A 26,663-nucleotide genomic window follows, 5' to 3' on the forward strand; every position below is an offset into this window, starting at 1 on the left:
TCGCCAGGAGTCCATGATATGAAGACCAGATTGACCTTTTTTGCCGCACTTTTCCCCCTCATGCTCGCCATGAGCTTGCTCAGCGCCTGCGGCGGCAAGACCGCCGAGGGCGACAGCTTTGCCGCCGAGGTGAAGCTGTTTGAACGCACCACCGCACCGGACAAATTATCGAGCTGGAATTTGGTGCAGAGCGATGGCAAGTTGATGCGGCTCAATGCCGCTACCGTGGCGTATGATTTGAACAGCCCCCTGTTTTCCGATTACTCCAGCAAGTTGCGCGCCATCTATCTCCCCAAGGGCGGCAAGATCAGCTATAACGGCAATGGCGCCGACCCCTTTGTTTTTCCGAATGGCGCGGTCATCGTCAAGACTTTCTATTACCCGAAGGCGACAGGCAGCGATGCCGGCTACATCGGCGCGCAGGCAGTCAGCCATCAAACCGTGCAGGGCAATTCCATCGACTTGAGCAAGAACCATCTGGTCGAAACCCGCCTGCTGGTCAAGCAGGCCGATGGCCGCTGGCTGGGCCTGCCCTATGTGTGGGATGACGACCAGAAAGACGCATCGCTGAAAATCGGCGGCGACGTCAAACGCGTGGAGCTGGTCAGCGACAATGGATCGCACCAGAAAATCAGCTATCAAGTACCGAGCGCTCAGCAATGCCAGCAATGCCACGCCACCACCTCGGCTGGCGGCGGCGAGCTGCTGCCGATAGGCACCAAGGCACATCATCTGAACAAGACTTATGTGTATGGCACGGGGGCAAAGAACCAGCTCGACAATCTCAACGACCTTGGCATGCTGAGCGGCTATATCAGCGCCGCAGCCGCGCCCAAGGCGGCCGATTGGAGCGATGCCTCGCAAACGCTGGACGCCCGCGCCAAAGGCTACCTGGAGGCAAACTGCGCGCACTGTCATTCCACCACTGGCCAGGCCCAGCAAAGCGGACTATTGCTTGGATTCAACCAGACAGCCAATCCGCTGATCGACTCGATCAAGCGCGGCATCTGCAAGAAGCCGCTGGCCTATGGCGGCCCGGGACTGCCTTATCAGTACGATATCGTGCCGGGCTCGCCTGAAACCTCCATCTTGCTGTACCGCACCAGCCATACGGATTCGGAATCGGTGATGCCGGTGATCGGACGCGCCGCCAATCACGCGGAAGCGAACGCCATGTTGAGCGCGTGGATCGCCGGCATGGCCAAGGCCGAATGTTCGATGCCCTGAGCCATGGCCCGCTCCGCCGGCACTGCCCTCTGCCCCGGGCATGCCAGCGGCGCCGGCATGCCGGATTGGACGTTCGAAGCATAACGCGGCTTCATGCACAGGGGCACACATGCTAAGATATGGCCCAGAGGGTGGCAACGGGCACGGCGATGACGCCGCCAGCCGATCCCCCGCAAGCAGGCTTATCATGTTGACATCATCTTCTACACCGCACGCCGAATCGCTGATCCGCAACACCAACGCCCGCGTCACCAAGACGCGCGTGAAGGTGCTCGACTTTTTAATGGCGCAAAGCCGTTCGCTGACCCACCATGAAATCCAGCAAGCGCTGTCGCAGGACAGCGATATCGATTCCGTCACCCTGTACCGGGTGCTGGAATGGCTGACGGAAAATGAACTCGTGCACCGCATCGCGGGCGCCGACCAGGTGTGGCGCTTCAGCGCCGGCGCCGGCCACCAGGCGCACGAACATGCGCATTTCCAGTGCACCAAGTGCGCCAACGTCACCTGCTTCAATGAAGTCAAGCTGCCGCCGCCCGTGCTCTTGCCGGAAGGCTTCAGCGGCGGCGAAGTCGATTACCTGATCAAGGGCCTGTGCCCGCGCTGCAAGTAATTTTCAAAAAGACATCACCTGAAGGTATCACTTGAGCAGCAACGCCAGGTGATGCTCGTCGTAAAACAGCTCGCCCACGCGCATCGAGCGCGGTTCCGTCCCATACGCGATAAATCCCAGCGATTCATACAGCCGCAAGGCGGCATTGTTTTCCGCATTCACGCTCAGGTGCACCTGCATGACGGCAGGGTCCGTCTCGGCCTGTTCGATGCAGGCGTTGACGAGCCGCCGCGCCACGCCACGGCCGCGCTGAGGCGCATCGACGAACACGCCCCACAGCATGGCCTTGTGCCACAGCTGGCGCAAGGGTTCGCGCCGCAAGCCGGCAAAGCCGACCAGGCGTTCGCCATCGAAGGCGCCGAAAGCCCTGTGCAGGGGGCCGCCGGCGATGCGCTGCGCATGTTCCTCCGGCGTGCGCGCCAGTTCATCCTCGCGCGACGAGGAAAACGAGCTGGGCGAGTCAAGGATGGCGCGCAGGCGCAGCGCGCGAAAGGCGGCGGTGTCGGCTGGCGTCAACAGGCGGATGACGATATCGGGTGCGGGCATGGGAGGACTCGGGAGTTTTTTCCCATTATACCCACGCCCTTTCTCCATGCACGCACGCGGATGGCGAGAATGGCCAAGCCCGCTTCCACGCTCACGCCGCTACCGTTGCCGCGCAGCGGTCCAGGCCCCGTGTCAGCATATCCTGCGGCAAGTCGCGGCCGATAAAAATGATCTTGCTGGCGCGCGTTTCCCCGTCGCGCCACGGCGCGCCCAGTTCCGAGCCCATCAGCATGTGCACGCCCTGGAACACGGCGCGGCATGGCAGGTCGGCAACATATAAAATGCCCTTGTAGCGCATCAGCTGGCTGCCGAACAGTTGCACCACGGCATCAAGAAAGTTTTCCACCTGCAGCAGATCGAGGGGCTGGGCCTGGTGGTAGACGAACGATTGCACGCCGTCGCCATGGCGGTGGCCCAATTCTCCGAGGAAATCCGGCTCCAGCTCGACGATGGCGTTCAGGTTGAAGCCGCGGATGTTCAGGATGTCGCCCAGCGGTACATTGCCGAAGCGCACTTTCTGTATGCTGGCGCGGCCGTTGATGGCGGCCAGGCGCTGGCGCAGCGCGGCCAGCTCATCCTTGCTGACCAGGTCCGTCTTCGACAGCAGGATGCGGTCGGCAAAGCCCACCTGCTCCTGCGCTTCCTGGTGTGCCGTCAATTGCTGCTGCGCGTGGCGCGCATCGACCACCGTCAAAATGGCGTCCAGCATGTAGCACTCGCCGACGGACGGTTCCGCAAAAAAGGTTTGCGCCACGGGACCGGGCGCGGCCAGGCCCGTCGTTTCGATGATGACGTGGTCGAATGCGATGCTTCCCGCCGCGCGCCTGGCGTGCAATTCGCCCAGGATGCGGATCAGGTCGCCCCGCACGCTGCAGCAGATGCAGCCATTGTTCATTTCCACGATCTGCTCGCCGCTGTCCTGCACCAGCAAGCCGTGGTCGATGCTTTCGGCGGCGAATTCATTTTCGATCACGGCGATGCGCACGCCGTGATCGCCCTCCAATATGCGCTTGAGCAAGGTCGTTTTCCCGCTGCCGAGAAAACCCGTGATGATGGTGACGGGGATCAATTCTGTCATGGCGCGTTCCTGTTCAAGCTTGATCTTCAATTTCTTCCATCCGTTGCCATAGTGGAAACGGGTCGGGCAGCTGGCGCCAGGCGGCCATGCCCTGGCGCGTTTCCGTATAGTTAAGTTGACATTTCTTCAAGTCCGCCTCGATGGCGGCCTGGTCCATGTCCTGGCCGATGAAGACGAGCTCCTGGTAGCGGTCGCCATACGTTTCGCTCCAGCCCGCCTTGACTTCCGCCAGCGAGGCCGCATCCGTGGGCCAGCGTTCCTGCGGCACGGCCGCCCACCACAGGCCCACGGGTTCGATATTCATCAGCTTGCCCGCGCCGGACAGGCTGGCCACCCATTCGGGGCGGCTGGCCAGCCAAAAGTATCCCTTGCTGCGCACCACGCCCGGTATCGGTTGCGAAATATAGTCGTGCAGGCGCTGCGCGTGGAACGGTTCCTTCGCCCGGTAGACGAAGCTGGCGATGCCATACGTTTCCGTTTCCGGCGCATGACTGCCCGCCAGCTCCTGGGCCCAGCCCGGCATGGCGGCCGCCTGCTCCAGGTCGAACAAGTTCGTGCCCAGGATGGCGTCGAGCGGCACGATGGACTGGTTGGTTTCGATGATGCGCGCGCCCGGGTTCAGGGCTTTTAACACGGCCAGCACGCGCAGGCGCTCGGCCGCATCGACCATGTCGACCTTGTTGAGGACGATGACATTGGCAAATTCGATCTGTTCCGTGAGCAAGTTGGCCAGTTGGCGGTCGTCGCCCTCGCCCGCCGTTTCTCCCCGCTGCTCCAGGCTGTCTTCGCTATGAAAGTCCGCCAGCAGGTTGGCGCAGTCGACGACGGTGACCATGCAGTCGATGCGCGCCACGTCGTTCAGGCTGTCGCCGTGCTCGTCCTCGAAGTCGAAGGTGGCGGCCACGGGCATCGGCTCGCCCACGCCCGTCGATTCGATCAGCAGATAATCGAAGCGGTCCTCCAAGGCCAGGCGCCGTACTTCCTGCAGCAAATCGTCGCGCAGGGTGCAGCAAATGCAGCCGTTCGACATTTCCACGAGTTTTTCTTCCGTGCGCGACAGGGCCGCGCCAGCTGCCTCGGCACTGTCCTTGACAAGCGAGGCGTCGATGTTGACTTCGCTCATGTCGTTGACGATGACGGCCACGCGCTTGCCTTCGCGGTTGCGTAGTATATGGTTGAGCAAGGTGGTCTTGCCGGCGCCGAGAAAGCCGGACAGGACGGTGACGGGGAGTTTGCGCTGGGGCATGGGGAATCCTTCGAATTGGTGGGTGCGTGATGGCGGATATAAATGCAATTAAATTGCATTTGCGAATTATAATGCAACTTACTTGCATTGAGCATGCTAATCGTCACCTGCCATCCTGAACACGCCGCGCAATACAGGCCACGCTCCTCAAGGTGCTATAGTGGAATCGCACCGGCTCTGCTATCGAAGCAAGCGCCTGGCGACTGAACGGCTAAATTCTCACAGTGCCCAAGGAATCGATGATCTTACGCAGCCATACAACGTTTTTTGCATTAGTTATTTTGATGATGGGCAGTACGATTGCCGCGGAAATAAAGCACCCGATCAAGCACTATATTTACTTCAATCACCGTGAACCGCACGGGGAAAACATCCGCGCGGATAAGGCATTAAGCGATCCGCGCTTCAGCGGTGCTCAAATCGTGTACACCTGGCGCAGCCTGGAGCCGGAACAGGACCGATACGATTTTTCGGCGATCCGCCACGACATCGCCTATCTCGATTCAATCGGGAAAAAACTGTGGATACAACTGCAGGAAAAATCCTTCACGCCGCGCCATAATGTGCCGGCCTATTTGCTCAGCGATCCGCGCTACCGGGGCGGCATCATCAAGCAGAGCATGCTTTCCGCACCAGAACGCGACCCGCATAAAGCGGTGACGGATGATGAATATGGCTGGTCGCCAAAAATGTGGGAAGCGCCGGTACGCGAGCGTTATCGACGCTTGATCCAGGCGCTGGGCAAGGAATTTGACGGGAAAATCGAGGGCATCAATTTCAGCGAAAGCTCGATCGACATCGGCATTGAGGACGGCAAAGGAAATACGACGTTCCCCGATGATTTCAAGCCGCAACACTATGTCGATGCCATCAAGGACAACATGCGGGTACTGGCCGCGGCTTTTCCCCACACTACCGCCATGGTGTATTTGAATTTCCTGCCCGGTGAATGGCTGCCGTGGACCGACAAGGGCTATATGCGCGGCCTGTTTGCGCAAGCGCAAGCGCTGCATATGGGCGTGGGCGGTCCTGACCTGATGCCGTATCGGAAAAGCCATATGGGCCAGAGTTACGGCTTTATCAAGGACTATCCGGCGAACCTGGTCAAGGGCATGGCCGTACAGGACGGCAACCTGCGCCAGATCAATCCCCGTACCGGGAAAAAAAATTCAGTCGAAGACTTGCTCGATTTTGCCCGCAACTACCTGGGCCTCGACTATATTTTCTGGGTGGAAGACGAGCCTTACTTCAGTAATGAAGTGCTGAAAAAACTGCCGGCGCATTGACAGGCGGTCGCGCCATCGCGCGCGCGCCTGCCTCCATGCGCCCTGCACGGCTGTCATCGCCGCGTCATATGGCGGCGTTACAGTCGCGTCCTTTGAATCTTTCCGAGGGCGGTAATGAAAACAAATTGGGTCATGCTGGCGGCGCTGGCAAGTGCGGGTCTCGTCGGTTGCAACGGCAGTTCGAATACGCCGGCGGCGCCGGCCATTCCCGAAGGCACGACGGTCACCGTGGCATTGCTGGAAACCACCGATATCCACTCGAACGTCTTGAGCTACAACTATTACGCGCTGGCCGAAGACACGAGTCTGGGCCTGGAGCGCACGTCCACCCTGATCCAGGCGGCGCGCGCGGAAAACCCGAACAATGTGCTGCTCGACGATGGCGACGTCATCCAGGGCACGTTACTTGCCGACCTGCAGGCCGTGGCCGCGCCCGTGCCTTGCAGCAGCACCTTGGCCGTGCACAAGGCCATGAATGCGCTGAAATACGATGCGGGCGGCATGGGCAACCATGAATTCAACTATGGCCTCGGTTACCTGAGCCAGATCACCAACACGGATTTCGGCATTCCCGGCGTGGCCAAGCCGACGGGCACCTGCGGCGCGCCCGCCTTCCCTTCCGTGCTGAGCAATGTCGTCGGCGTAGCCACCGGCAAGCCCATCTTTCAGCCCTATACCGTGCTGCCGCGCGATTTCGCCGCCACGGCGCCCGACGGCAGCAAGCTGACGGTCAAGATCAATGTGGGCGTGCTGAGCTTTGTGCCGCCGCAAATCCTCGAATGGGATCAAAAAGTGCTCGCCGGCAAAGTCAGCGTGACGGGCGTGCAGGAAGCGGCGAAACAATACGTGCCGGAATTGCGCAGCAAGGGCGCCGACCTCGTCGTGGCTCTGTCGCATGGCGGCCTGGACACGAGCACCTACAGCCCGAAGATGGAAAACGGCAGCTATCATCTGACCAGCACGGGCATCGACGCGCTGATGATCGGCCACTCGCACTTGATCTTCCCGAAAGGCAAGGAAGAAGGCGCAGCCGCGCTGGACGCCTCGTTTGCCGCCTTCCCGGCCAGCGCCAAGATCGACGCCGTCAACGGTTTTGTCAACGGCGTGCCGACCGTCATGGCGCAAAGCTGGGGCCGCCGCTTGGGCATCATCAAGCTGACGATGGCATACCAGGGCGGGAAATGGGTGGTGCAGCCGGCCAAGACGACGGTGGAATCGCGCGGTTTCAAGTACACGGATGGCAAGACGCTCGTGAAAGCCGACCCGGCCATCGCCCCGCTGGTCGCCACCGAACACGCGGCCACCATCGCCTATGCCAAGCAGCCGCTGGGCATCAGCACGGATTTCGAGATGTCCGCGTATTTTGCGCTGGTGGGCGACGTCAGCGCCATCCAGCTGGTAAACCAGGCGCAGCTCGACTACGTGAAGAATTTCATCGCCACCAGCACGGATGCGACCTTGTCCAGCTACAAGAACATTCCCGTGATCTCGTGCAGCGCGCCGTTCAAGGCGGGCCGCAACGGGCCGTCGGACTTCACGGACGTGGCATCCGGCGCCTCGCCTGCCGCGCCGGTCGGCTTGCAAGTGCGCAATCCGGGCGATTTGTATTTATATAGCAATAACAACCTGCAAGCCGTCAAGATCAAGGGCGCGGACTTGAAAGCGTGGCTGGAAACGTCGGCCAGGCAATTCAACCAGATCGACCCGGCCAGTACTGCCGAGCAAGACCTGGTGCCGTCGTATGGCACGATCTATAACTATGACGTGTTCTACGCGGAAAACAATGCGCTGACGTACCAGATCGACGTGACGAAAAAGGTCGGCAGCCGCATCGTCAACCTCACGTACAAGGGCGCACCGGTCGCCGACGGCGATGATTTCATCGTCGCCACCAACGACTACCGCGCCGGCGGCGGCGGCGCCGTGCCGGGCATCGACGGCAGCAAGACCATCATCAAGTCGCCCGATGCGAACCAGGCCGTGGTCAGCAACTACCTGGCGTCGCTGAGCACCAAGGGCGGCAAGGTGACCCTGGCGGCGAATGGCAGCGCGCGCAGCTGGAGCTTCGTCAAGACGGCCACGGCCGGCCCCGTGATCCTGCGTTCGGCGCCGGGCCACCTGGCATTGGCGCAGAGCAGCGGCATCGCCAACGTGGCGTCCGAAGGCGGGCTCGACGCCAGCGGCTTTGCCAAGTACGGCATCGACCTGAGCAAATAAGGTCCACGGGCCGGGACTGCTGGCTTCCCGGCCCACGTCATGAAAGTTAATGCAGATGAAACAAGCGCTTTCCCTCCCCGCCCTCGTGCTGGCTGCCGCCCTGGCCGCCTGCCAGGCGTCGCCGCCGCCCACGGCGGCGGAAATCGAAGTCGTCGCCATGCATGCGCGCCAGGCGGGCGACCGCCAGGCCGAGCGCCGTGTACGCAGCTGGGCCGGCAAGGACATGCCCGTCGCCGAGCGCGAACTGGCGCTGATTTACCAGCCCCGGCCCGAGCGCCGCGCCGAGGCCTTGAGCCTGTTCGAACAGGCGGCCCGCGCCGGCGACACGGAAGCGGCGTTCGAGCTGGGCCAGATGCTGCGCGCGGCCACGCCGGCCCAGGCCTGGCCGTGGTACCGGCTGGCGGCGCAGCAAGGCCATGCGAAGGCGGCCCTGATGCTGGGCTTGCTGGCGGCGAATGGCGAAGGCGTGCCGCAAGATCCCGTCATAGCGGCCCGCTGGCTGGCCAAGTCGAGCGAACTGGGCAACCCGCACGCCATGTTCCTGCTGTACAACGCCTACCGCGAAGGCCGCGGCGTGCCGCGCAACCTGGCCAAGGGCCATGCATTGCTGGAAGAAGCGGCCCACCACGAATACCCTCCCGCCCTCCAGGAACTGGCCATGACGGTGCAAGCCGGCGACGCCCTGCGCGCCGGCCACCTAATGAAGGAAGCGACGGAGCACCGGCACAATAACTGGAACAAGTTTTAAGCCAGATCAAGACCGGCTCATATTGCTGAATGGAATGCTTGCCGGTGGCATAAGCTTGCCTGGCACGCACAGGTGTTCGTGCGCAATCTCATCGCGAGGCAAGCATGGCAGATCACCGGTTGGGCCCCATGAAAAAGAGCGACTTGCAGTTCAGCTACCCGGACGGCCCGGCGGACGGCGATGACCCGGCCCGGCGCGCCATCCCCGACAGCGTCTTGCTGAACCGCCATGAATGGTATGAAGTGCTGTACAGCTGCAACAGCTGGTCGGGCGGCAGCCTGGCCACGGCCCTGAAATGCGAACGCCTGATCCAGCGCCACTTGCCGGCCGACATACGCGGCCATGGCGCCGTGCTGACCTGGCTGCGGGCCAATTGGGCCAACTACCGCTGACACGCGGAAAAATCACGCCATCCTTTGCGCCAGGTCAATCGTGTTGGGCTAGACATTGCCGACGGGCTATGATGAACCAGCTGCCTCTCCGGAGACGGCGGGGCAGCAGCGTGCCCCGAAAATGCATTACACTGAATTTGCTTTTTAGAAATTTGTTACTCTGGACCAGCCTCGGTGAGCACGTTAGATGCGCTCAGCCCAGCCAGTGTTTGGGTAGGCCCTGGCTCGTCCGTTGACCTCCCTATAAAGAAAGAGTCCAATGAAAAAGCTGACCACCGCCTTTGGCGCGCCTGTCGTCGACAACCAGAACATCCAGACGGCCGGCCCCCGCGGCCCTGCCCTGCTGCAAGATGTATGGTTCCTGGAAAAGCTGGCCCACTTCGACCGCGAAGTCATCCCCGAGCGCCGCATGCATGCCAAGGGATCGGGCGCGCACGGCACGTTTACCGTCACGCACGACATCACGCGCTACACGCGGGCGAAAATCTTTGGCGCAGTGGGCAAGCAAACGCCGATGTTCGCGCGCTTTTCCACGGTGGCCGGCGAACGGGGCGCGGCCGATGCGGAACGCGACATCCGCGGCTTTGCCCTGAAGTTTTATACGGAAGAAGGCAACTGGGACCTGGTCGGCAACAATACGCCCGTGTTTTTCATGCGCGACCCGCTGAAATTCCCCGATCTGAACCACGCCATCAAGCGCGACCCGCGCACGGGCTTGCGCAGCGCCAACAGCAACTGGGACTTCTGGACCTCGCTGCCGGAAGCGCTGCACCAGGTGACGGTGGTGATGAGCGACCGGGGCTTGCCGCGCAGTTTCCGCCACATGCACGGCTTCGGCAGCCATACCTTCAGCTTCCTGAATGCGCAAAACGAGCGTTTCTGGGTCAAGTTCACCTTCAAAACCCAGCAAGGTATACAAAACCTGACGGACGCCGAGGCCGAGGAACTGGTGGGCAAAGACCGCGAAAGCTCGCACCGCGACCTGTACGACAGCATCGAAAACAAGGATTTCCCCCGCTGGACCCTGTACGTGCAGATCATGCCGGAAAAAGAGGCGGGAACCTACCACATCAATCCCTTCGACCTGTCGAAAGTATGGCCGCACGGCGACTACCCGCTGATCGAGGTGGGCGTGCTGGAACTGAACCGCAATGCCGACAACCATTTCGCGGAAGTGGAGCAGGCGGCCTTCAACCCGGCCAACGTCGTGCCCGGCATCAGCTTTTCGCCGGACAAGATGCTGCAAGGCCGCTTGTTCTCGTATGGCGACGCGCAGCGCTACCGCCTCGGCGTCAACCACAGCCATATCCCCGTCAACGCGCCGAAATGCCCGTTCCACAGCTACCACCGCGACGGCCAGATGCGAGTCGACGGCAACCAGGGGGGAACCCTGGGCTATGAACCGAACAGCGAGCAGGAATGGGCCGAGCAGCCCGATTTCCGCGAGCCGCCGCTGAGTATCGAGGGCGCGGCCGACCACTGGAACCACAGGGTCGACGAGGATTACTATTCGCAGCCGCGCGCCCTGTTCCGCCTGATGACGCCGGCACAGCAGCAAGCCTTGTTCGACAACACGGCGCGCGCCATCTCGGGCGCCTCGGAGCAGGTCAAGCAACGCCACATCGGCAACTGCACCCTGTGCGACCCCGCGTATGGCGCGGGCGTGGCCGAAGCGATAGGCCGCCTGAGCAAATAAGGCAGGCTGATCGAAGGCAGGCTGCAAGACGGCATGGAAGGCCTGGCAACAGGCTTTCCACCACAATATTTGGCTGCAGGCAGGCCAGCCGCCCGGCCCGCCTGCCTACCAGCGCTGGATATCGATCTGGCCCGTGATGCTCGTTTCCACGGGATAACCGTCGACCTGCAACGGCACGCGCCGCTTGACGGACGAGTCGCGCAGATACACGACGAGGGCTTCCCCGCCCACGGCCGTCTGCCCCAGACTGACGCCTTCCACGCCGTCGATGGCCATCAGCGCCCGCTCGTTGCGCCGCCTTGCCGCTTCCAGGCGGCCAGGCGGCGGGGCATGGACAAGAGCCTCATCCGGCAAATACGGCATGGCGGCGTCCTCGAAGACGGCATATGGCGATTGTGCGAATTTACTGTTTGACATGACACACCCTCCTGATCCACTCCATGATACACCCGGCCACCCGGTGCTGCGGCGCCCTTCGCCGGACGCAACCATGCGCGACTGCTGCCCCCTGACAAGATCATCATCGTACAAAAAGCCGCCTTGGGCAAGGCGCCGCGGCGGGGCCGCACCGCTGCCTGTTGGCGTACTCAAGTGTATAAATTGATGTCGAGCGCCACCACCACGCGCCGCATCTGGTTGGCAAACGTGATGTTGTTGCCGCCAGCAAACAGCAGGCCGACGGGATTGCGCTGCTGGTTCCAGGTCCAGATGGAGGAGCCGGAATCGCCGCCCGCGCTGAAGGCCCCGCTCAGGCCCGTGATGGCGATCTGGTCCTGGAACAGCGCGATCCTGCCGCTGCCGTAATTGACGTTGATGGTGGCGCCCAGGCCCGTGATGCGGCCCTGCGTCAATTGCGTCGTGCGGCCGGACTTGCCGACCAGCATGCCCAGCGCGGGCGCCACCAGCGCATTGCTGATGCGGAAGTACGCGGGCACGCCGCCGCTCAGGTAGACCAGTTCGGGCCGCACGCGGTCTGGCCAGGCCCAGCCGGTGGCGCAATCGACATAATTGACGCCGCCGCTGAAATTGATGGGCACGAAGCGTTCGAGCACGGCCACCTGGTCTTGCGGGCAGCGGCCGCCGTCGATGGGGCCAGGCTGCACGATGCAATCGTTGAACACGCCGCCGTTGGAATTGGCCAGTACGTGATTATTGCTCAGTATCATCAAGCGGCCGTCGCGCGGCGCGCTGCGCCCCACGGCCAGGCAGCCAATGGTGCCGGCCGTGATGCGGAAATGCCCGACCGACACGCCGCCCGGTGCCGGGCGCAAGCGGAAACGGTGCGGCTGCGCATCGATCACGCCCGTGACGACGATGTTGACGGGCACTTTGTCGCTGGCTGCGGCGCGCACGCCCATGGCGCCCACGATGGCCGCCTTGGCGCGGTCGACGGAGGTGGGTTCGGCCACGTACAGGGTCAGCGCAGGCAAGCCCGGTTCGCCGGACGAGCTGTCGCTGGCGCCCTCGCCCAGGCCGATGGACACGCCCTGGATATTGCCGCCGTCGCTGAAGGCATCGGCCGCGCGCACGCCGCCCGCCTGGGTGATACCCTGGCGCATGCCGTCCTCGATGCTGCGCTTGATTTCCAGCAATTCCATGCTGACGCCGCTCAGGGCGTCGGGCACCTCCGCGACGGACGCGCTCTCGATCATATTGTCGTCTTCGCCGGGGACGGCAAACTGGCCGACGGCCTCTTCATCGTCCGCGCTTTGGCCCCTGCCGCTGCTGCCCGGCGGGGCGCTGAAACCGTTCTCAATGCCTGTCATCGTGTTCTCCTCGTGGGTCGTCGCAAACCACCAGTGTGGACGGGCCGCGCCAGCCGGTATTGATCTGGATTGAACTGCACTGGCGCATGGCTGCCCTTTCTTAATGAGGGCAGCGAGGATAAAAATAGTTCCCTCGTCAAGGTTGAGCCAGATCAGGCGTGTGGACAGTGGCCGCGCCGTATACTTGGCTGGCAGGCTGGAACTGGGCCTGCGTCACGGCAGCAACGGTATGGATGGGGAAACGATGACGAGTCCAGGGATGACAAGCCACGACGACGCGCCCGCGGGCGACGGCGCCGAACAGGCCGCTGGCGCTGGCCAGCATGCGGGTTTCATGCACGGCATGGCGGCCTGGGCAGAAAAACACCGCATCAGCCCCTGGCGCGGCAGTTTTGCCGACTTCATCGAGCAAATCCTGCCCGGCCGCGCGGCCCTGCTGACGCGCAGCGCGCACCAGTACCTGTGGGACATGATGCGCTGGAATGGCCAGACCGATGACAGCGGGCGCTTCCGCTGCCGCCTGTTCGACGACGAACTGTTCGGCATCGACGAAGCCATCGACCGCGTGGCCGCCTATTTCAAGGCGGCCGCCGCCGGCTCCGAGGTGGGCCGGCGCATGCTGCTGTTGCTGGGCCCCCCGTCGGGCGGCAAGTCGACCATGGTGATCCTGCTCAAGCGGGGGCTGGAAGAATACAGCCACAGCAGCGAAGGCGCGCTGTACGGCATCGCCGGCTGTCCCGTGCACGAATCGCCGCTGCACCTGGTGCCGCACAGCATGCGCGCCGACTTTCGCGCCAGCTACGATGCCGAGCTGCATGGCGAGTTGTGCCCCCACTGCCGCGCCCGCCTGGAAGAGCAGTACGGGGGCGACTTCCTGCGCATGCCCGTCGAGCGCATCCACCTGTCCGAGGCGGGCCGCTGCGGCATCGGCACGTATGCGCCGCATGATCCCACGACGGCCGACCTGGCCGACCTCGTCGGTTCCGTCGACCTGTCGAAAGTGGCGCAGTACGGCGACGAAGGCGATCCGCGCGCCTGGTCGTGGTCGGGCGCCGTGTATGCGGCCAGCCGCGGCATGCTGGAAATGATCGAAATCCTCAAGGTCAAGCGGGAATTCCTCTACCTGCTGCTGACCTTGACGCAGGAAAAGAATGTCAAGGTGTCGCGCTTTCCCCTGATTTACCTCGACGAAACCATCCTCGCACACACGAACCTGGCCGAATTTCGCAAATTCCTGCAAGAAAGCGAAAACGAGGCGCTGCTCGACCGCATGGTCATCGTGCAAGTGCCGTACACGCTCAATTACCGCGAAGAAGCCCGCATCTACCGCAAACTGATCCTGGCGGCCGCGCCCGCCTTCCGCGGCGTGCACCTCGATCCGCACGTGCTGCACGCGGCGGCCGTGTTTGCCATCCTCAGCCGCCTGCCCGAAGGCGACGACAAGGAAGCCGAACTGGTCAAGAAACTGCGCATCTACGCCAACGAAGACGTGGACGACTTGCAGCCTGCCGACATCCGCCGCATGCGCGAGCGCGACAAGGCGCCCGACGAGGGCCTGTCGGGCGTGTCGCCCCGTTTCGTCATCAATGCCCTGTCGCACGCCATCATTTCCGCCCAGCGCAACAGCCTGTCCACCATGGACGTGCTGCTGGCCCTGAAGGACGGCATCGAAAACGATGCGCGCATCGAGCCGCGGCGCAAGCGCAAGTGGGTCGATTACCTGGTGCTCACGCGCAAGGATTTCTATAACCGCTGGGTCAAGGCCGATGTGCACAAGGCCTTGTTTGTGTCATTCGAGCAGGAAGCGCAAGACTTGCTGAACAAATATCTCGATGAAGTCGAAGCCATGCTCGACAACCGCCAGATCCGCGACCCCATCACCAGCGAAGAGCGCCGTCCCGACGAGCGCTTCCTGCGCGCCGTGGAAGAAAAAATCCACATCAGCGACTCGGGCAAGCAGTCTTTCCGCCAAGAAGTGGTGCGCAAGGCCATGAGCGCCTTCAAGCGGGGCGAAGCGTTTGGCCTGGGCAGCCATGCGCAATTGCACGATGCCATCCAGCAATATCTGTTCGAGCAGCGGCGCGACGTGCTGCGGCTGGTCGGTTCGGCCAAGCGCCCCGATGACGATGTGCGGGCCAGGATCTCTGCCGTCGAGCAGCGCCTGGTCGACGAATACGGCTATGACGCCCACAGCGCGCGCGAAGCGCTCAACTACGTGACCACCTTGCTGGCGCAGGAATAGCCATGTCCGCCACGACCACGCCAGGCAGCGGCAACCGGGATGGCGCTCCGGCACGCCCCGCCGGCGCGCCATCGCAGGCGGAGGCCGTGCCTGGCCTCGCCCGGCCCTGGTACGCGCTGTTCTCGCGCGGCGCGCGCGACTGGCTGCGCCACAACCAGAAAGTGCGCGAAGCCGTGCAGGCGCACTTGCCCGAGCTGATCGCCACGCCCGACCTGATCGGCGGGCCGCAGCAGCGCACGGTGCAAGTGCCCATGCGCCTGCTCGAACATGCGCGTTTCCGCCTGGCGCCCGCGCGCAACAGCGTGGGCGCAGGCCAGGGCGACGGCCAGCCCGGCGACATCCTGCGCCCGGCGCATCCCGCCGCCACGGACGGCAGCGGAACGCAAGGCGAAGGCGGCGATGGCGAGGGCGCCGTGCGCCTGCTGCTGGAATTCCCCATCGACGACATCCTCGACTGGCTGTGGGACACCTTCGAACTGCCGCACCTCAAGCCGCGCCACCTGGGCGCGATCGACGAGGTGCGGCTGGTGCGCAGCGGCCTGGACCGTCATGGCGCCCGTTCGCGCCTGGACCGGCGGCGCACCGTCAAGGAAGCGATCAAGCGGCGCGCCCTGCAAGCGCAGCCCGTGCCCTTCACCAATGAGGACTTGCGCTACCGCCAGGTGCTGCAGCAGCCCCGGCCCAGCGCGAATGCCGTCGTGTTTTTCGTGCTCGACGTATCGGCCAGCATGGCGCAGGCCGAGCGCAAGCTGGCCAAATCGTTCTTTTTCTTTGCCCTGCAAGGCTTGCGCCGCAGGTATGCACGCGTGGAAACGCGCTTTATCGCCCATACGACGCGGGCCTGGGAGTTTTCCGAAGCCGAGTTCTTCCGGGTCAATGGCATGGGCGGCACCATGGCGTCCACGGCGTTTCTTCTGAGCCGCGACTTGCTGAAAGAACACTATGCGCCGGGCCGCTACAACGCCTACCTGTTCTATGCTTCCGATGGCGAAAATTTCAGCGAAGACCGGGCGGCGGCCAGCCTGGCCTTGGGCGAACTGGCCGCCATGCTCAACTATATGGGCTATGTGGAAACCGTGCCCGGCGTGCCGCGCAGCCTGGAAACGGAAATGCACGGCTTGTGCGCCGAGCAGGAACACCGGGGCTTGCCCTTGCACAGCAGCATCCTCAGCAAGGCCGACGATGTGTGGGGAGCCATCCGCACCTTTTTCCTGCACGAGGCGGCCGAGACGGAGGACGCGGCATGACGCAGCATGACGTTCACCGCCATGGCGACGCGGCAGACACGGCCGGGCTGGCCGCCTACGCGGCGCGCATCGAAACGCTGGCGCGCGAGCTGGGCCTGGCCTTTGCCCCTGTCGAGTTCGAGCTGGTGCCAGACAATTTCATGAACGAGATCGCCATCTATGGCTTGCCCGTGCGCATGCGCCACTGGTCGTTCGGCGTGCGCTACATCCACCAGCTCGTCCATCAAAAGATGGGCAACTCGCATATGTTCGAAGTCATGTTCCCCGGCGACCCTTGCCATGCCTACATGGCCGAACACAATTCCCTGGCCGAAAACACCCTCGTCACGGCGCACGTGCTCGGCCACGCCGACTTTGCCAGCCGGAACAGCCTGTTCCTGCGCTTCGGCGCCATGGCGGGCCAGCGCATCCTGGAACAAAGCGCGGCGCGGGCGCGGCGTCTGGAAATGGCGCTGCAACGCCACGGCCAAGAGCAGGTGGAAGCCGTGCTCGACGCGGCACTGGCGCTGGAGCAGCATGTGGACATCCACGCCGAGCTGCACCGCCCGCCATACGCCGTACCATCCGCGCTTTCCGCACCAGCCGGCGTGGCGGACAAGCAGGACGGCATCGGCGCAGACGGCCCCTTTGCCCGACGCTACCGGCGCCTGCCGGGCGAAGCGGCCGCGCTGGCGGTGCACGAGGCGGCGCGCGCGCGCGTGACACAGCGCCCCCTCGTGCCGCCGCAAGCCGAGTACGACTTGCTGTGGTTCATCGCACACCACGGGCCGGAACTGGCCGACTGGGAGCGCGACATTTTCCTGGCCGTGCGCGAAGAGTCGTTCTATTTTTATCCCGTGTACGCCTGCCAGATCATGAACGAAGGCTGGGCCTCGTACTGGCACGCACGGCTGCTGCGCGAAGCCGACTTCCTGCCGCCGGCGCTGTACCTGTCCGCCCTCAAGTCGCATTCCGACGTAGTGCGCCCTTACGCGGGCGAACATCAGCAGGCGCTGGCCGTCAATCCCTATCATTTGGGCTTTTGCATGTGGGAACACATCATCGAGCGCGAAGGATTGGCGCGGGCGCGCCAGATTTGCCGCGACGACGACGACTTCAGTTTCATACGCAATTATCTGGACGGGGAACTGGCCGACCGCCTGGGCCTGTTCGTGCATGAAAGCCGCCGCGATGGCGAAACCCGGCTGGCCAGCCGCGACTTGCGGGCCATCCGCGAAGCCATCCTGGCGCCCAAATACAACTATGGCGCGCCATGCATCGCCGTCACCCTGCTCAACGACGACGGCAGCCTGGTGCTGCGCCACGATCACCAGCGCGATGGGCGCGGCCTCGACCTGGAGCGGGCCGAACAGGTGCTGGCGTACATCGCCCGCATCTGGCGCCGTCCCGTCACCCTGCATACGGCCGATTTCAGGGGCACGCCCCGGGTTTTGCACAGCAAGACCGACGGCGTGCCGGAGCCGCCCGCGCCGACAGCGTCATCAACAACGCCGACAGCGCCGCCCGTGCAACGCTAAAAGGCCGCCGATCGGACGAATATGGGAGTGTACCTGGCCAGCTTGTGCCTCCGGCCTGGCGGGCCAGGTTCTCATGCACGGCCAGCCTGCGCCACATACCAGGCAATGGTCTGCCGCAAGCCTTGCGCCAGGTCGTGCGTGGGCACATAGCCCAGCAAGCGGGACGCCTTGGCGATGTCCGCCTGCGAATGGCGCACGTCGCCGGCGCGAAACTCGCCATACAGGGGCGCCTGCGGCACGTGCTGCGGTCGGGCGGCCAGCAGCATCTGCTGCATCGTGGCGTGCAATTGGGTCAGGCTGGTGCGGGCGTTGACGGCCACGTTGTAGACCTGGTTGACGGCTGCCGGGTCGGCGCGCGTGGCGGCGAGGATATTCGCTTGCACGGCGTTGTGCACGAAGCAGAAGTCGCGGCTGGTGGCGCCGTCGCCATGGATGTGCACGGCCTGGCCGTCCAGCATGGCGGCGATCCAGCGGGGAATGACGGCCGCGTAGGCGCCCAGCGGGTCCTGGCGCGGACCGAAGACATTGAAATAGCGCAAGCCCACCGTCTGCGTGGCGTAGCAGCGCGCGTACACCTGCGCATACAGCTCGTTGACATATTTGCTCAAGGCATATGGCGACAGGGGCGCGCCGATGTGCTGTTCCACTTTCGGCAAGGCCGGATGGTCGCCATACGTGGCGCTGGACGCGGCATACACGAAGCGCCGCACGCCCGCGTCGCGCGCGGCGGCCAGCATGTTCAGGAAGCCGCTGACATTGACGGCGTGGCACAGCAGCGGGTCTTCCAGCGAGCGCGAGACGGAACCGAGCGCCGCCTGGTGCAGCACATAATCGACGGCGCCGGATCCGCCCGGAGCGGCAGCCGCGCCCGCGCCGAGGCTGCCGCTGCCAGCGGCAGCGCCATTGGCACTGGTATAGGCAACATTGGCAACATTGACAACGCCTGCCGCAGTCCCGCCGCAGGCATGCGCGCAGGCCCGCGGGTCGCGGATGTCGCCTTCGATGAAGGTGAAGCGCCGCCACGCCGATTCCCCCACGCTGGCGCGCACCTGCTCCAGATTGTGGCGGTGGCCCGTCATGAAATTATCGAGGCCGCGCACTTCCTGGCCCAGGTAAAGCAAGGTTTCCAGCAGGTGCGAGCCGATGAAGCCGGCCACGCCCGTCACCAGCCAGCGGCGCGGCGTTTGCGCCAGCTGCGCGCAGGCCTGGGCGCAGGCGCTCGCGCCGGCGGCCGGATGCGAGGTATCGGCCGCCATCACAGCCGCCACACGTGCAAGCCGCCATCCTCGAGCGGACGGGGGTCGAAATGCGACTTGATGTCGATGAAACAGCCATTTTCCAGCACCTTGGCCTGGAAGTCGGCCAGCGGGCGGGCCAGCAAGGCCTGGTGCGAGACGGCGCTGATGATGGCCTCGGCCTGCGGCAGCTGTTCCCAGCTTTCCAAGGTTAAACCGTACTCTTCCAGCGCTTCGCGGCCATCGGCGACGGGGTCGTGCACGTGCACCTGCACGCCGTACGATTGCAGTTCGTGGATCATGTCGACCACTTTCGAGTTGCGCAAGTCCGGGCAGTTTTCCTTGAAGGTCAGGCCCAGCACGTTGACGTGCGCGCCTTTCAGCTTGAAGCCGGCGCGCACCATTTCCTTGATGGTCTTTTCTGCCACGAACTTGGCCATGCCGTCATTGATGCGGCGCCCGGCCAGGATCACGTGCGGGTGGTAGCCCAGCATTTCCGCCTTGTGCGTCAAATAATACGGGTCGACGCCGATGCAGTGGCCGCCCACGAGGCCGGGGCGGAACGGCAAGAAATTCCATTTCGTGCCCGCCGCCTGCAGCACTTCCAGGGTGTCGATGCCGATGCGGTCGAAGATGATGGCCAGCTCGTTCATCAGCGCGATGTTCAGGTCGCGCTGCGTGTTTTCGATGACCTTGGCCGCTTCCGCCACCTTGATGCTCGACGCCCGGTGCACGCCGGCCTCGACCACGCCTTCGTACAGGGCCGCCACCTTTTCCAGGGTGGCCGCGTCGTCGCCCGAGACCACCTTGCGGATGCTGTGCAGGGTGTGGTCCCTGTCGCCGGGGTTGATGCGCTCGGGCGAAAAACCCACGTGAAAATCCTCCTTCCAGCGCAGGCCCGAATGCTGTTCCAGGATAGGGATGCAGATTTCTTCGGTGGCGCCCGGGTACACGGTCGACTCGTAGATGACGATGGCGCCGCGCCGCATGTGGCGGCCGACGGCGGCGCTGGCGCCGGCCAGGGCGGAGAAATCGGGATTGTGCGCGCTGTCGACGGGCGTGGGCACGGCCACGACGATGAAATCGGCCAGTTGCAGTTCGGCCGGATCGCAGCCGACGCTCAGCCATTGCGCCGCGCGCAGCTGTTCCGTGCTTACCTCGCCCGTGGGATCGACATGGCGCCGGTAGCTGTCTACCTTGCGTGCCGACAAGTCAAAGCCTATCGTGCGCTGGCGCATGCCGAACGCCACGGCCAGCTGCAAGCCCACATAGCCGAGTCCCACCACCGCCACCACGTCCGCCTTGCCATCCACCTTGCTGTCCATATGCCTGTGCTCCCAATGGTTGCGGCCTGAGCAACGCCGTCCAGGAAATTCTACGGTTGCCGGACCGGCCATTCTTGAGCAGGAACAAGGAACGCAGGGCTACGGCGGCCGGGCGCGGGGCGAATCGGCGGCTTGTTGAGCGCAATCAAGGAGAGCGGCAGCCATCTTTTTAAGCTAGGCCATGCCCATCCCTCATGCACGCCGCTACCGGAGACTTCCATGGCCCGTTCCCTGTCCCGCCCTTTTCCTGGCTTGCCGGCCGCCGCGCTGTGCTGCACCCTGCTGCTGCCCTTGCTGACGGCTTGCAACGGCACGCAAAGCAGCGCCTCCCTGCTGGCCGACGCGCAGCAGTACCGCCAGAAGGGCGAGGCGCGGGCCGCCATCATCCAGTTGAAGAACCTGCTGCAAAAGGAACCGGACAATGCGGCGGCGCGCTTGCTGCTGGGCAGCATCTATATCGACACGGGCGAATCGCTGTCGGCCGAAAAAGAATTGCGCAGGGCAAAGTCGCTGGGCCTGTCGGCGCAGCAAGTGATGCCGCTGCTGGCCAAGGCCTGGCTGATGCTGGGCCAGTTCGACAAGGTACTGGCCGAGATCCCCGACGATGCGGCCCAGCCCGCAACCGTGCTGGGCCTGCGCGGCGACGCCTTGCTGGCCCTGGGGCGCCAGGACGAGGCGCGCGCCCTGTTTGCGCGCCTGCTGGAAGCCCATCCGGGCCAGGTCGAGGCCCTGCTGGGCCTGGCCCGCCTGGCGGCGCTGGAGCAGCAGGTGGCGGCGGCCGAGCTGCTGCTGGCGCAAGCCCTGAAAAGCGCGCCCGCCAACCTCGACGCCTTGCGCCTGCAGGGCGACCTGCTGCGCCTGCAAGGCAAGAGTCCCGCGGCGCGGCTCGCCTACATGCAGATCCTCAAGATCAAGCCGGACAATACCCAGGCGCATATCGACCTGGCCAACCTCGATATCGCGGAAAACCGCTACGCGGAAGCGGCGGCCCAGCTGGCCTCGGCCCGCAAGACGGCGCCCAACAGCCTGGGCCTGTTGCAAGCCCAGGCGCTGCTCGATTTTCGCCAGGGCAAGAACAAGGCGGCCTTGCAAGCCTTGCAACTGGTGCTCAAGGTGGCGCCCGACCACATGCCGACCATCCTGCTGGCCGGCGCCGTGCAGCTGGCGCTCGGCTCGCCGCAACTGGCGGAAAGCTATCTGCAGCGCTTCCTGGCCGTGTATCCCAGGCATTTGTATGCGATCAAGATGATGGCCTCGATCGAATTGAGGCGCAACAAGAGCGATGCGGCCCTGGCCTTGCTGCTGCCCATGCTGGCCGCCTACCCCGAAGACGTGGAATTGCTGTCGATGGCCGGCGAAGCCCACTTGCGCGCGCGCGAATACGACAAGGCGACGGCGTATTTCGAAAAGGCCAGCACCCTGGCGCCGGACACGGCCAGGCTGCATACGGCGCTGGGCATCAGCCGCCTGGGCCAGGGCGAGAACAGCCGCGCCATCAATGAACTGGAACGCGCCAGCATGCTCGACAAGAGCACGCCGCAGGCAGGCACCATGCTGGTGATGACCTTGCTGCGCAACAAGCAGAACGACAAGGCCCTGGCCAGCGTCCAGATGATGGAGCAACAGCAGAAAGGCACGAATCCCCTGCTGTTGAACCTGAAAGGCGGCGTCTACCTGGCCTTGCGCGACGTGCGGGCCGCGCGCGCCAGCTTCGAGCAGGCGCTGACGATGAACCCCGTGTACGTTCCCGCCCTGGAGAATCTGGCGCAGATCGACCTGGCCGAGAAAAAACCGGAGCAGGCGCGCCAGCGTTTCGAGCGGGCGCTGGCAAAGGCGCCGAAAAATGCGGACCTGTGCGCCGCCCTGGCCAAGCTAGCCGCCTCGCAGGGCCAGACGGACGAGGCGCGGCGCTGGCTCGAACGGGCCCAGCGCGACAATCCCGACGCCGTCGCGCCAGCCCTGCTATTAAGTAACTTCTACCTGAAAACGGGCGCGCCCGACAAGGCGCTGCAACTGGCGCGCACCCTGCAGACGGGCCATCCGGGCGACGCCGATGCCCTGGCCCTGCGCGCCCAGGTGGAATACGGCGCCGGCCAGGCGCAGGCGGCGCTCGACAGCTACAACAAGCTGGCCAGCATCCAGAGCGGCTCGGCGCCCTTGCAGATGCGCATCGCCAGCCTGCACATGACGCTGGGCGACCATCATCAGGCGTTGCTGGCCGTCAAGCGGGCGCAGGCGCTGGACCCGAACCTGCTGGAAGCGCGCGTGATCGAAGTGGTCATGCTGCTGAGCCTGAATCGCCAGCGCGAGGCCCTGGCCGTGGCGCGCCAGGTGCAGGAACAGCACCCGAAGCTGGCGGCCGGCTACAAGCTCGAGGGCGACGTGCTGATGGAACAGAAACTGCCGCAGCAAGCCGTCAAGCTGTACGAGCGTGCTTTCGAGATCAGCAAGATCGGTCCCATGCAGCTGCAGCTGTACCGCGCCCTGCTGGCGTCGGGACAGGCGCGCGAAGCCGAGGCGCGCATGGCGGCGTGGCTGAAGGAACACCCGGAAGACCTGGGCACGCGCACCTACCTGGCCGGCGCGATGCTGGCCGCCAGACAATACCGCGGCGCCATCGATCACCTGCAGTACATCGCGGGCAAGGACGGCAACAATGTGATGGCACTGAACGACCTGGCCTGGGCCTATCAGCAGGAAAAAGATCCGCGCGCGCAAGCGACGGCCGAGCAGGCGTTCAAGCTGGCGCCCGATAATCCCGCCGTGCTCGACACCCTGGGCTGGATCGTCCTGCAGCAAGGCGACGTCAAGCGTGCCACGGTGCTGCTGCGCAAGGCGGCGGGGCTGGCGCCGAAATCGCCCGAAGTGCAGTACCACCTGGGCGCGGCCCTGGCGCAAGCGGGCGACAAGGGCGGCGCGCGCAAGCAACTGGAACAACTGCTGGCCGCCAACAAGGACTTTCCGCAGCGGGCCGCGGCGCAGGCCTTGCTGACCCGGCTCTAAGGCCATGCAAGCTGCCCTGCCCGGCCTGGCAGCGCGGCCGCTGGCCCTGCTGGCGGGCGCGGCCTGCGCGCTGGCCCTGCGCCATTACCCGCTGGGCCACGGCTGGCCCGGCCTGCTGTTTGCCGTCCTGCTGCCCGCCTATTTCCTGCTGCTGTGCTGGCGTCCCGCCAGCTGGCTGTTCTGCGTGCCCGCGCTGCTGCCGGTGCTGGACCTGGCGCCGTGGACGGGCTGGTTCTTCCTCGAAGAAATCGACGTGCTGCTGTTGCTGACGGTGGCGTGCGGCTACTGGCGCCTGGGCGGATCGCCCCAGAGCGCGGCGGCGCGGCTCTCGCCGGGCGCCCGCATATGTTTGCTGCTGTGCAGCCTGGCCTGGCTGGCGGCGCTGCTGCGGGGCGTCCTGCCGCTGGCCCCCCTCGACGCGAATGCCTGGGACAATTATCTGAGTCCCTACAACAGTTTGCGGCTCGGCAAGGCCTGGGCCTGGAGCATGCTGCTGCTGCCGCTGCTGCTACGCGACGGCGATGCGTCCGCCCTGCGCCGCTATGCGCTGCCGGGCATGCTGGCCGGGCTGGCCATGGTCTCGCTGTTCGCGCTGTGGGAAAGGGCCGTGTTTCCCGGCCTGCTGAACCTGTCCAGCGACTACCGCATCACGGCGCCGTTTTCCGCCATGCACACGGGCGGCGCCGCGCTCGACGGCTACCTGGCCCTGAGCCTGCCGTTTGCCGCGCTGTGGCTGGCCTGCGCCCGCAGCCGCTGGCAGGCGGCGCTGGCCATGCTGCTGCTGGCCCTGGCCCTGCATGCGGCGTTCACCACTTTTTCGCGCGGCCTGTACGCGGCCCTGGCGGCGGCCATGCTGCTGGCCTTGTCGCAAACCCTGCGGACGGCGCCCGGCGCGGCGCGTCCGCCCGACCGGCGGCGCGGGCGCAGCCTGTTGCTGAAACTGCTGCTGGCCGCCCTGGGCACCGTCCTGCTCGTGTACATGTTCGGCGTGGCCGGCTACCGGGGCTTGCTCGCCGCCGCCGTCCTGCTCGCGGCCAGCTTCGTGCTGGCGGCGCGGCCCCTGCCGTGGCGCCTGGCGCCGGCCAGCCTGCTGTGCGCGCTGTGCCTGCAGGGCGTGCTGGCCGCCTGGTGGCCGGAACCGTCCGGCCAGCAAACGGCCGGCTGGCTGAAAGGCCCGTATTTTTTGTTCCTGCTGGCCGCCATGCTGCTGGCGGCCGTGCTGCTGCCCGGCCCCCTGCAGCCGGCCGGTCACGCCGGCAAAGGCGCGGCCAGGCTGGGTCTGGCGATGATGGCGTGGACCATGCTGGCCTGCAATCTGGCCTGGATAGGCTGGCACTGGGCGGGTGCTGCCGCCCTGGCGCCGGCCGGCCTGGTCGTGCTGCTGGCCATGCTGATGCTGTACAACGGCCGCTTGCGCACGCCGCTGTGGCGGCTGGACCGGGCCAGCCTCAGCATCGCGGGCGCGGCCGGCATCCTGTTGCTGCTGGCCATCCCCGTCTCGGCCAGCTATTACGCCACCGAGCGTTTCGCCACCACGGCCTTCGACATGCAGGGCCGCTTGCGCCATTGGCGGCAAGTGCTGGCCATGCAGCCGTCCGACTGGGGCGACCGCCTGTTCGGCATGGGCATGGGCAGCTTTCCCGCCACCTATTACTGGCACAATCCGGGGCGCGAAGTGCCGGCCAGCATTGCGTATGCGCAAGAAGACGGCCAGCCAGGCAATTCCCCCAACACCTATGTGCGCCTGGCCAGTCCCGGCTACAGCGCCGGCTATGGCGAACTGCTGCGGCTGCTGCAACGGCTGCCCGTGCAGCCGGCCACGCGCTATACCCTGGCGCTCGATGCGCGCCGCGCCGGCCCCATGCCCGTGCTGCTGGTGCGCCTGTGCCAGCGACAATTGCTATATGCACAAGCTTGCGTGAATATCCCCCTGCGCCTGCACGCGCCGCCGCCTGGCACGCCGGCCGGCGCCTGGCAGCACCATGAAGTGCCGTTCGACAGCGCCTGGCTGGGCGCCGGCGCCTGGCTGCTGCGTCCGCCCGTGCAGCTGGAACTGGCGGCCAGCGGCACGGCTGACTCGTCCGTGCTCGAGGTCGACAATCTGAGCTTGCGCGCGCCGGGCGGCGAGGAATTGATCGCCAACGGACGCTTCAGGCAGGCCAATAATTACTGGTTTTTCAGCAGCGACCATCATCACTTGCCGTGGCATATCAAGAGCATGGCGCTGCACCTGCTGGTAGAAACGGGCTGGTGCGGCGCATTGTCCCTGCTGGCCCTGCTTTCCCTGGCCGGCCTGCGCCTGCTGCGCCAGGCGGCGCGGGGCGACCCGGGCGCGCTGGCCTGCGCCGCCGCCCTGCTGGGTTTTCTCGTCGTCGGCCTGTTCGACAGCCTGCTCGACGTGCCGCGCATCGCCCTGTTGTGCTATCTGATGCTGCTGTGCGCGCTGCTCGGCCCGGCCCCCTCCCCGCCACCTCCTCCCCTTGAAAGCACGCCGCCATGAAAGCCCTGCCGTCGACATTTTTCCGCGCCCAGCTGTTCTGCCTTGCCCTGCTGCTGGCCGGCGCGCCGTGCCGCGCGGAAGCGCCGCTGGCGCAAACCATCGCGCGCCTCAAGCCGTCCATCGTCGGCGTGGGCAGCCTGCAGACGACGCGCACGCCGCCGGTGAATTTTCTCGGCACGGGCTTCGTGGCGGGCGACGGCTTGAGCGTGCTGACCTGCGCCCATGTGGTGCAGAAACTGCTCGACGCCAATCCGGACGAATCGCTCGGCATACTCACGGGCCAGGGCGAGCGGGCGCAATTTCGCCCCGCCAGAATCGAGGCGGTGGACACGGAGCACGACCTGGCCTTGCTGCGCCTGGCCGGCGCACCGCTGCCGGCCCTGGCGCTGGGCGACGCGGCCACGGTGCGCGAAGGCCAGGCCATGGCGTTTACGGGGTTTCCACTGGGCAGCTTGCTGGGTTTGCACCACGTGACGCACCGCGCCACCGTGTCATCGCTGACGCCGGTAGTCAGGCCCAGCGCCAACGCGCAGCGCCTGGACACCCGGCGCCTGGCGCAACTGCAGAAAGCACCGTACACGGTGTTCCAGCTGGACGCGACGGCGTACCCGGGCAGCAGCGGCAGCCCCCTGTTCGATCCCGAGACCGGTCTCGTCTACGGCATCGTCAACATGGTGTATGTGAAGGGCCTGAAAGAGGCGGCCATCACCGCGCCCAGCGGCATCACGTACGCGATTCCGGGCAGCCACATGCAGGCGATCCTGCTGAAAAGCAAATAA

Annotated in this window: 20 protein-coding genes; 13 read left to right on the top strand and 7 right to left on the bottom strand. The window is 64.9% G+C overall.

Annotated features, from left to right (window positions below; genetic code table 11):
* Positions 1–18 precede the first annotated feature (18 nt).
* Both AC07X6_RS17640 and AC07X6_RS17645 read left to right on the top strand, forming a co-directional pair.
* The gene (locus tag AC07X6_RS17640; RefSeq protein WP_494791831.1) at positions 19–1,227 is read left to right on the top strand and encodes an SO2930 family diheme c-type cytochrome; all 1,209 of its coding nucleotides are present in this window, start codon (positions 19–21) and stop codon (positions 1,225–1,227) included.
* Between the two features lie 187 nt (positions 1,228–1,414).
* Complete coding sequence (locus AC07X6_RS17645) at positions 1,415–1,840, top strand: Fur family transcriptional regulator (RefSeq protein ID WP_070218730.1); 426 nt, start codon at positions 1,415–1,417, stop codon at positions 1,838–1,840.
* 27 nt (positions 1,841–1,867) lie between these two features.
* Here AC07X6_RS17645 and AC07X6_RS17650 read toward each other — a convergent pair whose 3' ends face one another.
* From AC07X6_RS17650 to zigA, 3 genes are all read right to left on the bottom strand, one after another.
* Positions 1,868–2,386 (bottom strand): GNAT family N-acetyltransferase, encoded by a 519-nt coding sequence (locus AC07X6_RS17650; protein ID WP_230538026.1) that lies wholly within the window; start codon positions 2,384–2,386, stop codon positions 1,868–1,870.
* 91 nt (positions 2,387–2,477) lie between these two features.
* Positions 2,478–3,464, bottom strand: a complete 987-nt coding sequence (locus AC07X6_RS17655) for a CobW family GTP-binding protein (protein WP_494791832.1) — start codon at positions 3,462–3,464, stop codon at positions 2,478–2,480.
* A 13-nt stretch (positions 3,465–3,477) separates the two neighbouring features.
* The gene (zigA, locus tag AC07X6_RS17660; protein WP_494791833.1) at positions 3,478–4,710 is read right to left on the bottom strand and encodes a zinc metallochaperone GTPase ZigA; all 1,233 of its coding nucleotides are present in this window, start codon (positions 4,708–4,710) and stop codon (positions 3,478–3,480) included.
* 239 nt (positions 4,711–4,949) lie between these two features.
* On the opposite strand from zigA, the gene AC07X6_RS17665 reads away from it, so the two are divergent.
* The 5 genes from AC07X6_RS17665 to AC07X6_RS17685 all read left to right on the top strand — a co-directional run bounded on the left by AC07X6_RS17665 (position 4,950) and on the right by AC07X6_RS17685 (position 11,049).
* Positions 4,950–5,996, top strand: a complete 1,047-nt coding sequence (locus AC07X6_RS17665; protein WP_494791834.1) for a hypothetical protein — start codon at positions 4,950–4,952, stop codon at positions 5,994–5,996.
* Between the two features lie 114 nt (positions 5,997–6,110).
* Entirely contained in the window at positions 6,111–8,213 is a 2,103-nt protein-coding gene (locus AC07X6_RS17670; RefSeq protein WP_494791835.1) for a bifunctional 2',3'-cyclic-nucleotide 2'-phosphodiesterase/3'-nucleotidase, read from the top strand.
* 49 nt (positions 8,214–8,262) lie between these two features.
* The gene (locus AC07X6_RS17675) at positions 8,263–8,961 is read left to right on the top strand and encodes a tetratricopeptide repeat protein (RefSeq protein ID WP_494791836.1); all 699 of its coding nucleotides are present in this window, start codon (positions 8,263–8,265) and stop codon (positions 8,959–8,961) included.
* A gap of 128 nt (positions 8,962–9,089) precedes the next feature.
* Complete coding sequence (locus AC07X6_RS17680; RefSeq protein ID WP_230538031.1) at positions 9,090–9,353, top strand: hypothetical protein; 264 nt, start codon at positions 9,090–9,092, stop codon at positions 9,351–9,353.
* Between the two features lie 259 nt (positions 9,354–9,612).
* Positions 9,613–11,049: a catalase gene (locus AC07X6_RS17685; RefSeq protein ID WP_494791837.1), complete on the top strand. Its 1,437-nt coding sequence runs from the start codon at positions 9,613–9,615 to the stop codon at positions 11,047–11,049.
* A 105-nt stretch (positions 11,050–11,154) separates the two neighbouring features.
* Here the strand turns inward: AC07X6_RS17685 and AC07X6_RS17690 are convergent, their stop codons facing one another.
* On the bottom strand, positions 11,155–11,466 hold the full coding sequence (locus AC07X6_RS17690) for a hypothetical protein (protein WP_230538033.1): 312 nt from the start codon (positions 11,464–11,466) through the stop codon (positions 11,155–11,157).
* A gap of 170 nt (positions 11,467–11,636) precedes the next feature.
* Positions 11,637–12,815: a chymotrypsin family serine protease gene (locus tag AC07X6_RS17695; RefSeq protein ID WP_494791838.1), complete on the bottom strand. Its 1,179-nt coding sequence runs from the start codon at positions 12,813–12,815 to the stop codon at positions 11,637–11,639.
* A 259-nt stretch (positions 12,816–13,074) separates the two neighbouring features.
* On the opposite strand from AC07X6_RS17695, the gene AC07X6_RS17700 reads away from it, so the two are divergent.
* Genes AC07X6_RS17700 through AC07X6_RS17710 form a run of 3 tightly spaced genes read left to right on the top strand, consistent with a single transcriptional unit; the run spans position 13,075 to position 17,821 of the window.
* Positions 13,075–15,057, top strand: coding sequence for a serine protein kinase (locus AC07X6_RS17700; RefSeq protein ID WP_494791839.1), 1,983 nt, complete (start codon positions 13,075–13,077; stop codon positions 15,055–15,057).
* A 2-nt stretch (positions 15,058–15,059) separates the two neighbouring features.
* Positions 15,060–16,304, top strand: a complete 1,245-nt coding sequence (locus tag AC07X6_RS17705; protein ID WP_494791840.1) for a DUF444 family protein — start codon at positions 15,060–15,062, stop codon at positions 16,302–16,304.
* Positions 16,301–17,821, top strand: coding sequence for a SpoVR family protein (locus AC07X6_RS17710; RefSeq protein WP_494791841.1), 1,521 nt, complete (start codon positions 16,301–16,303; stop codon positions 17,819–17,821). The genes AC07X6_RS17705 and AC07X6_RS17710 overlap by 4 nt, the downstream gene beginning before the upstream one ends.
* Positions 17,822–17,892: 71 nt before the next feature.
* Here AC07X6_RS17710 and AC07X6_RS17715 read toward each other — a convergent pair whose 3' ends face one another.
* Complete coding sequence (locus AC07X6_RS17715; RefSeq protein ID WP_494791842.1) at positions 17,893–19,077, bottom strand: SDR family oxidoreductase; 1,185 nt, start codon at positions 19,075–19,077, stop codon at positions 17,893–17,895.
* Positions 19,077–20,381, bottom strand: a complete 1,305-nt coding sequence (locus AC07X6_RS17720; protein ID WP_494791843.1) for a nucleotide sugar dehydrogenase — start codon at positions 20,379–20,381, stop codon at positions 19,077–19,079. The genes AC07X6_RS17715 and AC07X6_RS17720 overlap by 1 nt, the downstream gene beginning before the upstream one ends.
* A 219-nt stretch (positions 20,382–20,600) precedes the next feature.
* On the opposite strand from AC07X6_RS17720, the gene prsT reads away from it, so the two are divergent.
* From prsT to AC07X6_RS17735, 3 genes are read left to right on the top strand one after another with little or no spacing between them, the layout of a single operon-like run.
* Entirely contained in the window at positions 20,601–23,384 is a 2,784-nt protein-coding gene (gene prsT / locus AC07X6_RS17725) for an XrtA/PEP-CTERM system TPR-repeat protein PrsT (protein ID WP_494791844.1), read from the top strand.
* A 4-nt stretch (positions 23,385–23,388) separates the two neighbouring features.
* A complete protein-coding gene (locus tag AC07X6_RS17730; RefSeq protein WP_494791845.1) occupies positions 23,389–25,884 on the top strand; it encodes a hypothetical protein in 2,496 nt (831 codons plus the stop codon).
* Positions 25,881–26,663: a S1 family peptidase gene (locus AC07X6_RS17735; RefSeq protein ID WP_494791846.1), complete on the top strand. Its 783-nt coding sequence runs from the start codon at positions 25,881–25,883 to the stop codon at positions 26,661–26,663. Before AC07X6_RS17730 ends, AC07X6_RS17735 begins: the two co-directional genes overlap by 4 nt.

This window comes from Janthinobacterium sp. GW460-12-1-14-LB5, from assembly GCF_059423585.1.

Bases quoted from the DNA above. Each gene is read 5' to 3' on its own strand.
- AC07X6_RS17705 (WP_494791840.1), top strand. From the start codon at position 15,060: ATGTCCGCCACGACCACGCCAGGCAGCGGCAACCGGGATGGCGCTCCG.
- AC07X6_RS17680 (WP_230538031.1), top strand. From the start codon at position 9,090: ATGAAAAAGAGCGACTTGCAGTTCAGCTACCCGGACGGCCCGGCGGAC.
- AC07X6_RS17710 (WP_494791841.1), top strand. From the start codon at position 16,301: ATGACGCAGCATGACGTTCACCGCCATGGCGACGCGGCAGACACGGCC.
- AC07X6_RS17735 (WP_494791846.1), top strand. From the start codon at position 25,881: ATGAAAGCCCTGCCGTCGACATTTTTCCGCGCCCAGCTGTTCTGCCTT.
- AC07X6_RS17715 (WP_494791842.1), bottom strand. From the start codon at position 19,077: ATGGCGGCCGATACCTCGCATCCGGCCGCCGGCGCGAGCGCCTGCGCC.
- AC07X6_RS17700 (WP_494791839.1), top strand. From the start codon at position 13,075: ATGACAAGCCACGACGACGCGCCCGCGGGCGACGGCGCCGAACAGGCC.
- AC07X6_RS17650 (WP_230538026.1), bottom strand. From the start codon at position 2,386: ATGCCCGCACCCGATATCGTCATCCGCCTGTTGACGCCAGCCGACACC.
- AC07X6_RS17675 (WP_494791836.1), top strand. From the start codon at position 8,263: ATGCAGATGAAACAAGCGCTTTCCCTCCCCGCCCTCGTGCTGGCTGCC.
- AC07X6_RS17670 (WP_494791835.1), top strand. From the start codon at position 6,111: ATGAAAACAAATTGGGTCATGCTGGCGGCGCTGGCAAGTGCGGGTCTC.
- AC07X6_RS17645 (WP_070218730.1), top strand. From the start codon at position 1,415: ATGTTGACATCATCTTCTACACCGCACGCCGAATCGCTGATCCGCAAC.
- prsT (WP_494791844.1), top strand. From the start codon at position 20,601: ATGGCCCGTTCCCTGTCCCGCCCTTTTCCTGGCTTGCCGGCCGCCGCG.
- AC07X6_RS17690 (WP_230538033.1), bottom strand. From the start codon at position 11,466: ATGTCAAACAGTAAATTCGCACAATCGCCATATGCCGTCTTCGAGGAC.
- zigA (WP_494791833.1), bottom strand. From the start codon at position 4,710: ATGCCCCAGCGCAAACTCCCCGTCACCGTCCTGTCCGGCTTTCTCGGC.
- AC07X6_RS17720 (WP_494791843.1), bottom strand. From the start codon at position 20,381: ATGGACAGCAAGGTGGATGGCAAGGCGGACGTGGTGGCGGTGGTGGGA.
- AC07X6_RS17665 (WP_494791834.1), top strand. From the start codon at position 4,950: ATGATCTTACGCAGCCATACAACGTTTTTTGCATTAGTTATTTTGATG.
- AC07X6_RS17695 (WP_494791838.1), bottom strand. From the start codon at position 12,815: ATGACAGGCATTGAGAACGGTTTCAGCGCCCCGCCGGGCAGCAGCGGC.
- AC07X6_RS17685 (WP_494791837.1), top strand. From the start codon at position 9,613: ATGAAAAAGCTGACCACCGCCTTTGGCGCGCCTGTCGTCGACAACCAG.
- AC07X6_RS17655 (WP_494791832.1), bottom strand. From the start codon at position 3,464: ATGACAGAATTGATCCCCGTCACCATCATCACGGGTTTTCTCGGCAGC.
- AC07X6_RS17730 (WP_494791845.1), top strand. From the start codon at position 23,389: ATGCAAGCTGCCCTGCCCGGCCTGGCAGCGCGGCCGCTGGCCCTGCTG.
- AC07X6_RS17640 (WP_494791831.1), top strand. From the start codon at position 19: ATGAAGACCAGATTGACCTTTTTTGCCGCACTTTTCCCCCTCATGCTC.